At 62.2% G+C, this 13,581-nt stretch carries 14 protein-coding genes and 1 tRNA gene; 6 read left to right on the top strand and 9 right to left on the bottom strand.

Annotated elements, in window-relative coordinates; genetic code table 11:
• Positions 1–4: 4 nt before the first annotated feature.
• From ACR0EZ_RS07040 to ACR0EZ_RS07030, 3 genes are all read right to left on the bottom strand, one after another.
• Positions 5–922, bottom strand: a complete 918-nt coding sequence (locus ACR0EZ_RS07040) for an endonuclease/exonuclease/phosphatase family protein (RefSeq protein WP_480611942.1) — start codon at positions 920–922, stop codon at positions 5–7.
• 116 nt (positions 923–1,038) lie between these two features.
• The gene (locus ACR0EZ_RS07035) at positions 1,039–2,061 is read right to left on the bottom strand and encodes an aspartate-semialdehyde dehydrogenase (protein WP_480611941.1); all 1,023 of its coding nucleotides are present in this window, start codon (positions 2,059–2,061) and stop codon (positions 1,039–1,041) included.
• A gap of 112 nt (positions 2,062–2,173) precedes the next feature.
• Entirely contained in the window at positions 2,174–3,211 is a 1,038-nt protein-coding gene (locus ACR0EZ_RS07030) for a glycosyltransferase family 4 protein (protein WP_480611940.1), read from the bottom strand.
• Between the two features lie 171 nt (positions 3,212–3,382).
• Between ACR0EZ_RS07030 and ACR0EZ_RS07025 the strand changes: the two genes are divergently transcribed.
• A complete protein-coding gene (locus ACR0EZ_RS07025; protein WP_480611939.1) occupies positions 3,383–4,525 on the top strand; it encodes a DUF3095 domain-containing protein in 1,143 nt (380 codons plus the stop codon).
• Positions 4,526–4,529: 4 nt separating this feature from the next.
• Here the strand turns inward: ACR0EZ_RS07025 and ACR0EZ_RS07020 are convergent, their stop codons facing one another.
• Positions 4,530–5,300, bottom strand: a complete 771-nt coding sequence (locus ACR0EZ_RS07020) for an HpcH/HpaI aldolase family protein (protein WP_480611938.1) — start codon at positions 5,298–5,300, stop codon at positions 4,530–4,532.
• A 213-nt stretch (positions 5,301–5,513) separates the two neighbouring features.
• On the opposite strand from ACR0EZ_RS07020, the gene hpaR reads away from it, so the two are divergent.
• Positions 5,514–5,948, top strand: a complete 435-nt coding sequence (gene hpaR, locus ACR0EZ_RS07015; protein WP_480611937.1) for a homoprotocatechuate degradation operon regulator HpaR — start codon at positions 5,514–5,516, stop codon at positions 5,946–5,948.
• Between the two features lie 688 nt (positions 5,949–6,636).
• On the opposite strand, the gene ACR0EZ_RS07010 is transcribed toward hpaR, so the two are convergent.
• On the bottom strand, positions 6,637–7,851 hold the full coding sequence (locus tag ACR0EZ_RS07010) for a winged helix-turn-helix domain-containing protein (protein WP_480611936.1): 1,215 nt from the start codon (positions 7,849–7,851) through the stop codon (positions 6,637–6,639).
• A gap of 4 nt (positions 7,852–7,855) precedes the next feature.
• Positions 7,856–8,881, bottom strand: coding sequence for a LacI family DNA-binding transcriptional regulator (locus ACR0EZ_RS07005; RefSeq protein ID WP_480611935.1), 1,026 nt, complete (start codon positions 8,879–8,881; stop codon positions 7,856–7,858).
• 115 nt (positions 8,882–8,996) lie between these two features.
• Between ACR0EZ_RS07005 and ACR0EZ_RS07000 the strand changes: the two genes are divergently transcribed.
• Positions 8,997–9,073, top strand: a tRNA-Arg gene (locus tag ACR0EZ_RS07000).
• A 130-nt stretch (positions 9,074–9,203) separates the two neighbouring features.
• Here the strand turns inward: ACR0EZ_RS07000 and ACR0EZ_RS06995 are convergent.
• On the bottom strand, positions 9,204–9,740 hold the full coding sequence (locus ACR0EZ_RS06995; RefSeq protein ID WP_480611934.1) for an SRPBCC family protein: 537 nt from the start codon (positions 9,738–9,740) through the stop codon (positions 9,204–9,206).
• A 76-nt stretch (positions 9,741–9,816) separates the two neighbouring features.
• Positions 9,817–10,467: a carbonic anhydrase gene (locus ACR0EZ_RS06990; RefSeq protein ID WP_480611933.1), complete on the bottom strand. Its 651-nt coding sequence runs from the start codon at positions 10,465–10,467 to the stop codon at positions 9,817–9,819.
• 143 nt (positions 10,468–10,610) lie between these two features.
• Between ACR0EZ_RS06990 and ACR0EZ_RS06985 the strand changes: the two genes are divergently transcribed.
• The 3 genes from ACR0EZ_RS06985 to ACR0EZ_RS06975 all read left to right on the top strand — a co-directional run bounded on the left by ACR0EZ_RS06985 (position 10,611) and on the right by ACR0EZ_RS06975 (position 13,178).
• A complete protein-coding gene (locus ACR0EZ_RS06985) occupies positions 10,611–11,000 on the top strand; it encodes a hypothetical protein (RefSeq protein ID WP_480612396.1) in 390 nt (129 codons plus the stop codon).
• Between the two features lie 64 nt (positions 11,001–11,064).
• Positions 11,065–12,444, top strand: a complete 1,380-nt coding sequence (locus tag ACR0EZ_RS06980; RefSeq protein WP_480611932.1) for a leucyl aminopeptidase family protein — start codon at positions 11,065–11,067, stop codon at positions 12,442–12,444.
• On the top strand, positions 12,441–13,178 hold the full coding sequence (locus tag ACR0EZ_RS06975) for a C40 family peptidase (protein WP_480611931.1): 738 nt from the start codon (positions 12,441–12,443) through the stop codon (positions 13,176–13,178). Before ACR0EZ_RS06980 ends, ACR0EZ_RS06975 begins: the two co-directional genes overlap by 4 nt.
• Here the strand turns inward: ACR0EZ_RS06975 and ACR0EZ_RS06970 are convergent.
• Positions 13,175–13,525: a DUF2794 domain-containing protein gene (locus ACR0EZ_RS06970; protein ID WP_480611930.1), complete on the bottom strand. Its 351-nt coding sequence runs from the start codon at positions 13,523–13,525 to the stop codon at positions 13,175–13,177. The genes ACR0EZ_RS06975 and ACR0EZ_RS06970 overlap by 4 nt on opposite strands.
• Positions 13,526–13,581 lie beyond the last annotated feature (56 nt).

The following is a 13,581-nucleotide window of genomic DNA, read 5'->3' as shown; positions in this document are numbered from 1 at the left end:
CGCCTTACGGCAGGCTGATCCGCGCCACGATGCCCAGATGATCCGAGCCCATGAACGGGCGCAGCTCGGTCGTGCCGGTTGTGCCTTTGGGCAGCAAGAGGTTGTCGATGGGCATCGGCATCATCCAACTGCCCAGATTATGGGTGTTCAGGACCGAGCCAAAGACATGATTGCCCGCCGCCAGCCCGATGCGGCGCACGCTGGCGCCCCAGGACGCCATGTTGAAATCCCCGGCGATCACGACCGGGCCCTGCAATTGTTCGATACGTTCGGCGATGCGTTTGCTCTGCTCAAACTGGTTATAGGGATAGGGCCAGCGCAGGTGAACCGAGACGATCCAGACCGCCTCACCCTTGGGGGTGATCAGCTGAGCGCCGACCAGCCCGTCGCCCGGCGCACAGAACTCGGATCCTTGGACAACCGGCAGGGTGGTCAGAATAGCCACGTTCTGTTCGGGGCGGAACTCGCAGATCGCCGAGTTCGGGTAATGCGCGAACAGGTTGCTCATGTATTTCTGGTTGTGGCGCGAGACCTCTTGCAGCGTCACGATATCCGCGTCCGACAGCAGGATGTCATCCGCCAACCCATAGCGCGGCCAGGCCTGTGACATCAGGTTCTTCTGATAGAGCGTCAGGCACCCGTCCTCACACTCCTTCGGGGCCGAAACCAGCCCCGCAGCAACCGAGCCCACCGCAACCAGTGCAAAAACCAAGGAGGCCAGCGCAAACCCCCAGGCCCGCGCCACCAGCAGGATGAGCGCGAACAGAAGCAGCAACAAGCCGACCTGGGGCCGCAACAGGGCGATGGAATCACCGGGCGCAAAATAGTGGCCGGTGAACCCGAAGATCACCAATCCCATCAAAAGGGTCGCGCAAACCAGAATCGAGGTTCGCACAAGCCCACTGCCGGTCAGGTAACGCACGCTCTGCCTCTGTTCCTGTTTGGGGCGCATAATGTGAAATTAGGTGCAGGCCCGCAAGATACAAGAAAGGGCCGCTTCTTGCGAAACGGCCCCCGCAATATTCAGCACAAGGCCGATCAACCCTTTTTCAGAACCTCACGGCCCAGAAGCTCGGCGATCTGCACCGCGTTCAGCGCCGCACCCTTGCGCAGGTTGTCCGAGACGCACCACAGGTTCAGACCGTTTTCGAGGGTCGAATCCTGACGGATGCGGCTGATGAAAGTGGCGAAATCGCCGACGCATTCAACCGGCGTCACGTAACCCCCGGCTTCGCGCTTGTCGATCACCATGATACCGGGGCTTTCGCGCAGGATATCGCGGGCCTCGTCTTCGTCGAGGAACTCTTCGAACTCGATGTTCACCGCTTCGGAATGGCCGACAAAGACCGGAACGCGGACGCAGGTGGCCGTGACCTTGATCGACGGATCGACGATCTTCTTGGTCTCGGCGACCATCTTCCATTCCTCCTTGGTCGAGCCGTCTTCCATGAAGACGTCGATATGCGGAATGACGTTAAAGGCGATCTGCTTCTGGAACTTCTTCGGCTCAACCTCGTTGATCGGGTTGTAAACCGCCTTGGTCTGATCCCAGAGCTCGTCCATGCCTTCCTTGCCTGCGCCCGACACCGACTGGTAGGTCGAGACGACAACGCGCTTGATTTTCGCACGGTCATGCAGCGGCTTCAGCGCCACCACCATCTGCGCGGTCGAGCAGTTGGGGTTGGCGATGATGTTCTTGTTCTTGTAGTCGTGGATCGCCTGCGGATTGCACTCGGGCACGATCAGCGGGATCTCGGGATCATAGCGGTAGAGCGACGAGTTATCGATCACCACACAGCCCGCGGCGGCTGCCTTGGGCGCGTAATCCTTGGTCGCGGCGGACCCCACGGCAAACAGTGCCATGTCCCAGCCGGTGAAATCGAAGGTGGCCAGATCCTGGGTCGTCAGTGTCTTATCGCCAAAGCTGACTTCTGTGCCCAGCGAACGACGGCTTGCCAGCACGGCAAGTTCATCGACGGGGAACTGGCGTTCAGCCAGAATGTTCAGCATTTCGCGGCCCACGTTACCCGTGGCGCCGACGACAACGACGCGATAGCCCATTTCCTGGTCTCCTGAATAAAGGACGCGCGTTCATAGCCGCGTTGCAGAAAAGAAAAAAGAGCTTTCGGGGCCGAATATGCCGATTGGCACGAAATTGATGCGGTTCGGTGCGCTAGTTCCGGTTCAACAGCCTTCGGTAGACCCTGACGATGGCCTGCGCCTCGCCTTCGATTCGAAAATTCTGTTCCACATGGGCGCGCGCGGCCTGCCCTGCGGCGGCCAACGCGGCGCGGTCCTGCAGCATGCCGTCCAGCGCTTCGGCCAGCGCGGCGGCGTTGTCCTTTTCGACCAGACGCCCGGTTTCCCCATCCCTGATCTGCGCACTGAACGCCCCGACCCCGTGGCAGGCAATGGCCGGCACGCCCGAGGCCATCGCCTCGAGCGGGGTCAGCCCGAAGCCTTCGTGCCGCGCCGGGGCGACGAACAGATCAAGCGCGCGGTAGGTCTCGACGATTTCCTCCCACGGGCGTTCGCCAAGGAACTGCACCCGATCCGCCAGCCCCGCCTCTTGCAGCTTCTGTTCCTGCTCGCGCTGGAACGCTTCGAACTCAGCCGTCGCGCGGCCGGTAAAGATGATGCTGGCATCGGGATGCGCGGGCAGCACCTTGATCGCGGCATCCACAAGCAGATCAACGCCTTTCTGCGGGCGGATGCGGCCAAAACAGCCAATCAATACACCACCGGGCAGGCCCAGCTTTTGCCGCAGCGCGGATTTGTCTTTTGCGGGATGAAACAACCCGGTGTTCACGCCATGCATGATAACGGTCGACGGATGTTCAAGGAACGAGGCCGCCTGCGGCGTCGTGGCGATCAACGCGTCCATTTGCGAGATCAGCCATTTCGTGAACCCCGAATGATCCCGCTGCGCAGCCGAGGTGAACAGCAGCCGGAAATTCCGCCGCAGGATCTTGCGCAGAAACAGCCCCATCAGCATCTCGGTGTTGCGGCGCGCATGCCAGACGCGACGGGTGCGGTTCGGCAGGAAAGGGACCCGGATCAGCGGGATATGCGGCAGATCATCCGGCAGGCCGGGGCCGGTGGCCACGATCCCGATCATCTGCTTCTGAATCGGCAACAGGCGGATGACCGTAGTGGTCACGCCGGACAGGCTGTGTTTCAGGTTGGGTGCGATCACCTCGATCTCCGGCACGGCGCTCTCCGTTGTCCAAGTCAGTCCACGCTGAATAGATAGATCACCCCGTCGATGGCAAGAGTTCGTCCAGTACCGCCCGGCATGGCACAACGCAAAAGCGCGTGTGGATCGTTGCAGAGCGCACCTTTTGGGCTATCGTTTTCATAAGCAGATTTTTTGAGAGAGATAATGAAAGACCTTCATTCCGGGTTTTACGAAAACCTGCCCCTGCTGACCGAGTTCAACCGGCTGGCAAATCCGGCGGAATTTGCCGCCGTGCCGGATGACTGGTTGCTGGGCGTGGCCGATATCGTCGATTCCACCGGACAGATCGCGCAGGGCCGCTACAAGACCGTGAACACGGTGGGCGCGGCGGTGATCTCGGCCATGATCAACACGCTGGACGGCACGCTGTTTCCCTATGTGTTCGGCGGGGACGGGGCGGGGTTTGCCGTGCCCCCAAGCGCCGCCGATGCCGCCCGCACGTCGCTTGCGGATTTGCGGCGCTGGGCGGAAGAGGAATTCGCGATGCCCCTGCGCGCGGCGCTGGTTCCGGTGGCCGAGATTCGCAAGGCAGGCAAGGATCTGCGCGTTGCGCGCTATGCGCCCTCAAAGGGCGTGGACTACGCCATGTTCTCGGGCGGCGGCCTGGCCTGGGCCGAGGCGCAGATGAAAGCAGGCACGTTCGAAATACCTATATCCGCCCCCGGCGCGCAGCCGGACCTGACCGGCCTGTCCTGCCGCTGGTCCAACAGCAAGGCGCAGTTGGGCCGGATCGTGTCGGTCGTGGTGCAGCCGACATCGACTGCGACCGAAAGCGACTTTGCCGATCTTGCGCAATCGGTCCTGTCCGCCTCGGACGGGTTGGATCGTGGGGGCCATCCGGTACCAGATAACGGCCCGCCGATGACATGGCCGCCGCCGGGCATCGACATCGACGCCCATGTGTCGCGCGGCGGGCGCGGGCTGTGGCTGCAAAAGCTGCTGCTTCTGGGCCAGAACCTAATGATCGCGCTGCTGTTCAAAACGGGCAAGCGGCTGGGACAGTTCGAGCCCGAGCATTACCGGCGCATGGTCAGCCGCAACGCCGATTTCCGGAAATTCGACGACGGGTTGAAAATGACGCTGGATTGCGACCCGGCGACCCAGTCGCAGATCGAACAGATTCTGGAAGGGGCCCGCACGCGCGGCAAAATCCGCTATGGGCTGCACGCGCAGGACGAGGCGATGATGACCTGTTTCGTTCCCTCCGCCATGCGCGACGATCACGTGCATTTCGTCGATGGGGCGTCGGGCGGCTACGCGCAGGCGGCAGCCGCCATGCGCGGCTGACGGGTCACGTCGATTTCCATTTGGCAGACAACGCCCGGGCAGCGTTGACCAGCACCATTACATCGATGCCAACCGCCAGAAACTGCGCGTCCATATCCAGATAGGCCTGAATCGCTTCGTCACTTGTGCCCAGAATCCCCGGCGCCTTGCCCGCCGCGCGGATCCGCGCCAGCGCGTCGGCGATCACGCTGCGCACCTCGGGCGCGGCGCTGTTGCCCTGAAACCCCATATCGGTGGACAGGTCCGCAGGGCCAATAAAGACGCCATCAACCCCGCCGACACTCAGAATGTCATCCAGCGCCGCCATCCCGGCGCGGTTTTCGACCTGAAGCAACAGGCAGATTTCCTGATCTGCGGTCTGGATGTATTCACTTGCCGTTCCGTACATCGTCGCCCGCGAGGCGGCTGCCCCGACCCCGCGCACGCCCTCGGGCGGGTAACGGCAGGCGCGCACAAGCTCCCGCGCCTGATCGGCGGTTTCGACCATGGGCACCAGGATGGTCTGCGCCCCGGCGTCCAGCACCATCTTGATCAGCGAGGTCTCACCCACGGGAACCCGCACCACCGGATGCGACGCGCTGGCCGCCAGCGCCGTCAGCTGATCGCGGATCGAGCGGATGTCGTTCGGCGCATGTTCCCCATCGATCACCAGCCAGTCGAACCCGGCGGTGCCCATGGCCTCGGCCGTGACCGCCTCGGCAAAGCTCAACCAGCAACCGATCTGCCGTTTGCCCTGTTTCAGAGCCTGTTTGAACGTGTTTGTCGGGGCGGGCATGGGCGGTCTCCTGTGCTGGTGCGTCGGCGGGCGGATGAAATCGCTGCCTGCACCCAACAGTGATAGGTAAACCGCCGGTGGGGTCAATTCTGTTTGTTTCGGTCAGCCCGGCGCGACCGGAAGACAGGTCTTTAACATGTAACAAACCGGCGTAACCGATAACTAATCCGTGCGTTTGCTTGCACAAAACCTTGTTTTGAGCGAAGATTCCCTATGTCTGAGGACCTTCCCCTGACGTCGCGATCTTTACCCATTGCGCTGTTAAGGGCGCGGGAAAAGGTAATGGGACCCATACGTGCGCTGCTTGCCGATGCCGGCGTGACCGAGCAGCAGTGGCGTGTTTTGCGCGTTCTGGACGAAGAAGGCCCCCAGGAACCCACCCATATCGCCGAGCGTGCCTGCCTGCTGCTGCCAAGCCTGACGCGCATTCTGCAAAAGCTGGAACAAAAAGGGTTGATCGTGCGGCAACTCCACCCGGCGGACCGGCGGCGTCAGATCGTGAAAATCAACCAGCAGGGCGTGCAGATCATCCAGAACAATCTGACGGTCAGCCTGGAACTGGCCGAAGGGATCAAAACCCGCCTGGGTGCCGAAAAGCACGAGCTTCTGCTGGATCTTCTGAACGAGTTGAGCGAACGAGAAGGCTGATACCAACCATCTGATAGCCTTTTGCGCAGGGTCCCGCCGGAGGGTTCCGGGGGAACCTCCGGCGGGATGGCCAGACTGAAAACTGAATTATGCGCCTGGCCCGGGGCCGGTTGCGCCTCGTCTCTTCAGACGGTCCGACCCACGCTTCGGAGCATTGCGGAACCCGAAATTGGGTTAACGATCAGATCGGAACGGTCCAAGGGGGATGGGCCCTTCCGTCTGCGCACTCCGAACTTGCCGCGACCCGTTGCCCGGCAGGGGGTGTCGTTGCAGAGGCCGGGTTCAGGTCAATATGATCTTGCTGTTCTGTCCCGGCGATCCGTCGCGCCGGGCGGGTGTTTCCGGCCCAAGTCACCGCGTCGCGCGGCGGGCCTGTCTGTTCACGTACCGCAGGACATAGCGCAACCTGCGATTAAGCCAAGGCGGCCCGATGCAATATTTGCGAGTGGCCCGGTCCGGCTCTGCCCCTGCTGACGGTATTTATGCGGACCAGGGCGCTGCAGAAAACGGGCCATGCCCGCGCCAACGGAATTCAGCGACTTCGCGCCGAAACACGGCGGGGACATTGGCAGAAACTGGCGTGGAGGGGATGCGTGTGGACAGTGCAGGGTTCACCAAGACGCACCCGGTCAATACCATTGTCGGGCCGGACCCGATCCGACTGACGCTGACAGGGGTGGATTAGACCCTATTTAGGGTCTTTCAGCCAGTCCTGGGCAAATTCCACCCGGTCCAGACCGGCAAAGCGGCACACCCGGTCCAGTTCGGTCTGCAATCGGCGACTGCGCGCGTCCGACCAGCGCGTGGACCGTTCCGGCCACAGCGCCCGGACCCGCAAGGCACCGCTGTCGCGATGCGCTTTCATGTCGATGCGCCCGATCAGCTTGTCGCCTTCCAGCAGAGGGAACACGTAATAGCCATAGGTCCGCTTGGCCTCGGGGACAAACACCTCGATCCGGTAGTGGAAGCCGAACAGCCGCTCGGCCCGCTTGCGGTCGCGCAGCATCGGGTCAAACGGGCTGAGCACCCGGATACGTCCGGGCGCAGGGGCCAGTGCCTGCGCCTGATCCGCCAGACCGGGGCGGGCCATGACCTTGCGCGCGCGCCCATCGGCGCAGGTGACTTCGATTTCCCCGACGTCGCCGCGATCCAAAGCCCGCACGCACCACGCTTTTGCCTCAGCCGGGCTGACCGTGTCCCAGAACGCCGCCAGCTCGCCCGAGGTGGCAAAGCCCAGACGGTCCAGCGCGGCGTTGCACAGCCAATCCACCGTCACCTCTGCATCGCAGGAGGACTGGCCGGGGCACAGATGTGCCTCGATCACCCGTTCGGTCAGGTCATAGCGTTTCTGAAACCCGTCACGTCCCGTCACCGTCAGGGCACCGGAGCGCCACAGAAACTCCAGCGCGGTTTTGGACGGGTGCCAGTCCCACCAGCCGCCCGACCCCTTCTTTTCGTCCTTGCCCACATCCGAAGACGACACCGGGCCATGATCGCGGATATGCTGCAAAACGGTGGCAAACCGCTGCTCGTACCCGTCGCGCCGCCAGTTCTTCCACCGCGCTTTCAGCAGGTCAGCGTCGCGCAAAAAGCGCAGATGCCAGTGGTGGTAGAACTCCATCGGGATGACCGCTGCGTCATGGGTCCAGTGTTCGAACAGCGCCCGGTCGCGTTCATACAGACGTTTCAGGTTCTGACTGCGGTACGAGGGCCTGCGCGCAAACAGGATCATGTCATGGGCGCGGGCGACGGTGTTGATGCTGTCGAGCTGCACAAACCCCAGCCGCCGGATCAGGTCCAGAAGATCTACGCCCCTGGCCCCGCCCGCAGGCGGTTCACCCAGCGCATGGCGGTGCATGAACACCGCCCTTGCCGCGCGGTTGTCAAGCTGCGGCAGCGCCACCTGTTCAGCGCCGTTTCAGCGTGTCGCCAAAGCTGATTTTCGGGGTCAGAGTGACCCGGGTTTCGATCTCGGAACTGGGGTCATTCAACCGGTCGGTGATGATCTCGGCAGCCTTGCGGCCGATCTCGAGCCGGCAGGCATCCATCGTGGCCAGTTTGCGCGGCAGGCCCTGCAGAAGTTCGACATTGTTGAACCCGGCCAGGCCGATCTGGCCCGGAACGTCGATACCCTGTTCCAGCAGGTAGAGCAGCCCGCCCGCCCCGATCATATCGTTGGAATAATACAGAAAATCCAGCTCAGGCGAGCGTTCCAGCATTGTCTGCGTCATCTCGCGGCCCTTGGCCAGCGCTGATCCGCCCGAATAAAACTCGCGGTCTTCGATTTCGATACCTTGTTTGCCCAGCACTTCCGTGAAGCCTTCGAACCGCTTCCGCGCGCGGTGATCCAGCGGCATTTTGGTACCCATGAACCCGATATGTTCGTACCCCGCCTTCAGGATCGCCTGTGCCATCTCGCGCCCGGCGCGGCGGTGCGAGATCCCCACCATCGCATCCACCGGCTTGCCGTCGGTGTCCATGATCTCGACCACCGGAATCCCCGCCGAATCCAGCATGGCGCGGGCCGCATCCGTATGTTCGAGCCCCGCAATGATCACGCCCGAGGGCCGCCAAGAGAGCATCTCGTACAGAACCTTTTCTTCCTTTTCAGGCAGATAGTCGGTGACGCCAACAACCGGCTGCAGCTCGGTATCTTCCAGAACCTGATTGACGCCTGTCAGAACCTCGGGGAAGACCATGTTCGACAGCGACGGGATGATCACCGCCACCAGATTCACCCGGCTCGACGCCAGGGCGCCCGCAATCTTGTTGGGCACATATCCAAGCTCTTTCGCCGCCGCCAGAACACGGGTGCGGGTCGCGTCTGACACATCACCCCGGTTGCGCAGGACCCGGCTGACCGTCATCTCGGACACTCCGGACGCTTCTGAGACATCGCGGAGGGTAAGCGGGCGTTTGGTATCAGTATTCACGAAGGGCACCTGCGTTGTTGTTTTGCCCGATGGTAGCGTGAACAGGGCGGCGTGTACAACAATTGTGCAAAGGTCATGACAACCCGAAAAATCCACGGTACAGAGAGCCTTGCGCGGCCCCGTGGCTCAACTGGATAGAGCAGCCCCCTCCTAAGGGGCAGGTTGCAGGTTCGAATCCTGCCGGGGTCGCCAGAAAAACCTTTTAAAGTTAAAGGTTGCGCGATCCCGATCCAGAATCAAAACAGCGTAACTTGCAGAACTTTGCAGGAACATACGCCCCAAAACGCAAACTGTCCGTACAAATCCCGTACACGTCCTGCTGTCACCCCTGCGCTTCGACCACGGTTTTCAGATTGTCCAGCCCGCGCTCATAATCGCCGCCGACCCAGCTGTCCATCATCAGCCCCATCCAGCGGGCCATCGGGTTGAGCCCGAGGTCCGAGTCAAACCCCCATGTGACCTCTGTCTGCGCGCCCTCGGGCTGCAAGGTAAAAAACGCGGTTGCGGTGCCCATCGAACCGAAATCCAGTGCGGTTTTGACGGATTGGTTTTCGACGCTGTCGATGATTTCCTGCGTGCCGGACCCGACCTGATCGTTATCGGAACTCCAGCTCAGCGTATTGCCGACACCCGCGTCGGGGCCGGAATAGCTGAGCTTGGTTTCGGGATCACGCTCCAGCCAGGGCGACCATTTTTCGGTCTCCTGCATCGAGTTCACATAGGGAAAGATGGCCTCGGGCGGGGCGTCGATCAGGACGCTGCGCGAGACCTCGGCCTTGCCGGGCAGCAGGTAGGAGACGCCGACCAGAATCAGAACAATGACGATCAGGCCGCCGAAAATGCGTTTTAGAAAAGTCATGGGGTGCTCCGAACATAAACGAATGTTCAGAGCTTACACCAAAACGGCAGGGCACAAGACCCCAAATGGCGCGGGTTCAGACCGGGACGAACTTCTTTTGATGCGGGTCGTAACATTCCAGCCCGCCCTCGCCGATATCCGTCCACAGCCCATGCACGCTAAGCGCATCCTGTTCCACCGCCGCCGAAACGAATGGAAAGCTCATCAGGTTCTCAAGCGAGGCCACAACCGCCTGACGCTCGAACAGGCGCGCCTGTTCCACGCTGTCTTCGACATCCGCGACCAGTTCGTATTTGGGTTTCAGGATGTCCATCCAGCGGCCCACAAAACTTTCTTTTGCTTCCAGTTGCGGCGCCTGACCCTTGCACATGTCGATACAGCCCTGCACGCCGCCGCATTGCGAATGCCCCAGCACGATCAGATGCGCCACTTTCAGCGCGGTGACGGCATATTCGATCGCGGCGCTGGTGCCGTGGTGGTCGCCATCGGGCGCATAAGGCGGCACCAGGTTCGCGATATTGCGGTGAATGAAGAAATCGCCCTGATCCGCGCCGAACATCGATGTCACATGCACCCGGCTGTCGCAGCACGAAATCACCATTGCGCGCGGGCGCTGGCCTTCGGTCGCAAGCCGCCGGTACCAGACCTGATTTTCTGAATAAGTGGTGGCCTTCCAGCCGTGATAGCGCTTTACCAGATAGGTCGGTAGAGGTTTGGCTAAGTCCATTTCGGCGTCCCTGTTCTTTATGCTGCCGGTTGCTCTATACCGAATTCGCGAAAAATTCGAGCCATTATCCAAACTCGGCGCAAGGTTTTGCAAAGGAATTGCACCGCAGTATCTGACTGCGCCGTGGGGGCGTGACGATTGGGGTGAATGTGGTGGATAAGATACTTACACTGGAACACACGGAATCCGTGCGTCTGGATTCCGAGCGGCTGAATGGGCTTTACCGGCAACTGGGCGACAAGAACGCGCTGGACGTCTTGTGCCGCACGGTCGAAGAACTGGCGGTGCGCCTGTCAAACTGCGAACGCTTCTGGCGGCAGCGCGACTGGGTTGACCTGCGCAAATGCGCCAGATCGCTGGTGGCGATATCGGACCAGATCGGCATGACCGCGCTGGCCCGCGTGGCAGGCGACGTGGCGCAGACGGTGGATGCCGGTGACGTGGTGGCCACGGGCGCAACGCTGGGTCGGCTGATCCGCGTGGGCGAACGGTCGCTGACGGCGGTCTGGGATCAGCAGGACATGTCAGTCTGACGGGGGTTGCGGGCAGATGGTGGGCCGCTAGTCTGGGGACGAATTGACCAAGCCCGAGACGCCTATGCCCCTGACCTTTGCCTCGCCCTCTGACCCGTCCTTGCCGCTTTATGTGATCGCGCAGCCCGATCTGGACGGGTGGCTGCAGGATCAGCCGAACCGCGTGCAAAGTTGGGTGGGCAGCAACGGGTTTACCGGCGCGATGGGTCAAACGCTGTTGGTGCCCGGCACGGATGGCACGCCGCAGATGGCGTTGGCCGGATACGGGACCACGACCAAACGGGCGCGCAAGCGGTTCCCGCTGGCCGCAGCGGCCGAGGCTTTGCCCAAGGCCACCTATCACATCGCGTCAGGCATTCCCGCCGATCGGTTGGAGGTGGAGTGTCTCGGCTGGCTGATGACCGGCTATGCCTATGACCGTTATGCCAGCCAATCGCCCGCCAAGGCCGCTCTGATCGCGCCCGACGGCGTCGATGCCGCCCGGATCGAGGTCATGGCGCAGGCCGAGGCGCTGACCCGCGATCTGGTCAACACGCCTGCTTCGGATATGGGGCCGGACCAGTTGCAGGCGGCGGCGGAAGAGCTTGCACAGGAATATGGTGCGTACTGCGAGGTGGTGCGCGGCGATGCGCTACAACAGGATTTCCCCATGATCCACGCGGTCGGGCGCGCGGCGGCGCAAGCGCCTCGGCTGATCGACATGAACTGGGGCGAAAGCGGGCCGAAGCTGACGCTGGTGGGCAAGGGGGTTTGCTTTGACACCGGTGGCCTGAACCTGAAGCCCGGCAATTCGATGGGCCTGATGAAAAAGGACATGGGCGGGGCCGCTAACGTGCTGGGGCTGGCACGGATGATCATGGCGCTGGACCTACCGCTGCAATTGCGGGTGCTGATCCCGGCGGTTGAAAACGCGGTCGCAGGCAACGCCTTCCGGCCCGGCGATATCCTGACCTCGCGCAAGGGTCTGGTGGTCGAGATCAACAATACCGATGCCGAGGGGCGGCTGGTGCTGGCCGACGCACTGGCGCTGGCGGATGAGGGGCAGCCCGATCTGGTGATCTCGATGGCCACCCTGACCGGCGCCGCGCGGGTGGCCGTGGGCCCCGATCTGGCCCCGTTCTACACCGATGACGACACCACCGCCGCAGCGTTGGCGGCAAGCGCCCCTCAGGCCGCCGATCCGGTCTGGCGGATGCCGTTTCACGAACCCTATGAGGCGATGATCGAACCCGGCATCGCCGATCTGGACAACGCGCCCTCTGGCGCGTTTGCCGGGTCGATCACCGCAGCGCTGTTCCTGCGCCGTTTTGTGGAAACCAGCGCCTACATGCATTTCGACATCTACTCCTGGCAGCCCAGCAAAGCTCCCGGGCGCAGCAAAGGCGGCCTCGGGCAAGGGCCACGCGCGATCCTGACTGCATTGCCCAAGGTATTGGGCCTGTGACCCGCAAGCGCATCATCCAACCGGTCGTTGACCTGCTGCGCAGCCCGGACGGGCCGCGTGACCGGCAATTGATCTTTGGGGATACGGTGCAGGTCACGCAGGACAACGAGGGGTGGAGCCGGATCACCGCAGACAAGGATGGCTATCCCGGTTGGGTATCCTCCGCGCATCTGGGTGAAGACGCCGAGGCGACACACTGGATCACCGCGCCATCAACCCATGCTTACACGCAGGCGAATATAAAAAGCCCCGATCTGGCCGCGCTGAGTTTTGGCAGCAGGGTCCGGGCCACCTCGGAACAGGGCAAGTTTCTGGAAACCGAACTGGGGTTCGTTCCAACCATTCACACCGCGCCCATCGCAGACAAAATGAACGATCCGGTCGCGGTGGCCGAATTGTTTCTGGGCACGCCCTACCTGTGGGGCGGCAACAGCCGCTTTGGAATCGACTGTTCCGGTATCGTGCAGGCCGGGCTGTTGGCCTGTGGCATCCCCTGCCCCGGCGACAGCGACGATCAGGAACGCGCATTAGGCACGGCCCTGCCCGAACGGGCAAAAGCCGAACGGGGTGATCTTCTGTTCTGGAAAGGGCATGTGGCGTGGGTCTATGGCGACAACCTGATCCTGCATGCCAATGCCCATGACATGGCCGTTGCATTTGAACCGATGGATCAGGCCATCGCGCGCATTGAGGCGCAGGGCGACGGGCCCGTGACCGCGCATAAGCGGCTCTAATCCGGGTTGACCGCCCGGATCAGCTTGCGTTCCAGCACCCGCAGCACCGTGCGCAGGTCCTGCCCGCGTTTCAGGATGCGCCCGTCCATGCCCACCACCGAGTACATGCCCTGTTTCGACCGCAGCCGCGGGTCTTTTTCGACCCGGTAGATCGGGTGTTCCGCGGTCCGTCGGAAAATGGAAAACACCGCCATGTCGCGCAGGTTGGAAATGCCGTAATCGCGCCATTCTCCGGCGGCGACCATCCGGCCGTAAACGGACATGATCTGGGACATCTCGCGCCGGTCGAACGCGACGGGCATCTGGGCCGAGTTTGCAGAGAACCGGCTGGGAGGCTGCATGTTCATACCCCAAGCCTTGCCGGAAATCGCATTCGAATCAAGCCCGATGCGCGTTTGCACAC

The organism is Ruegeria sp. AK4 (assembly GCF_056541025.1).
Note: the sequence above shows the minus strand (reverse complement) of the source record. Positions and strands in the feature narration are given on the sequence as shown.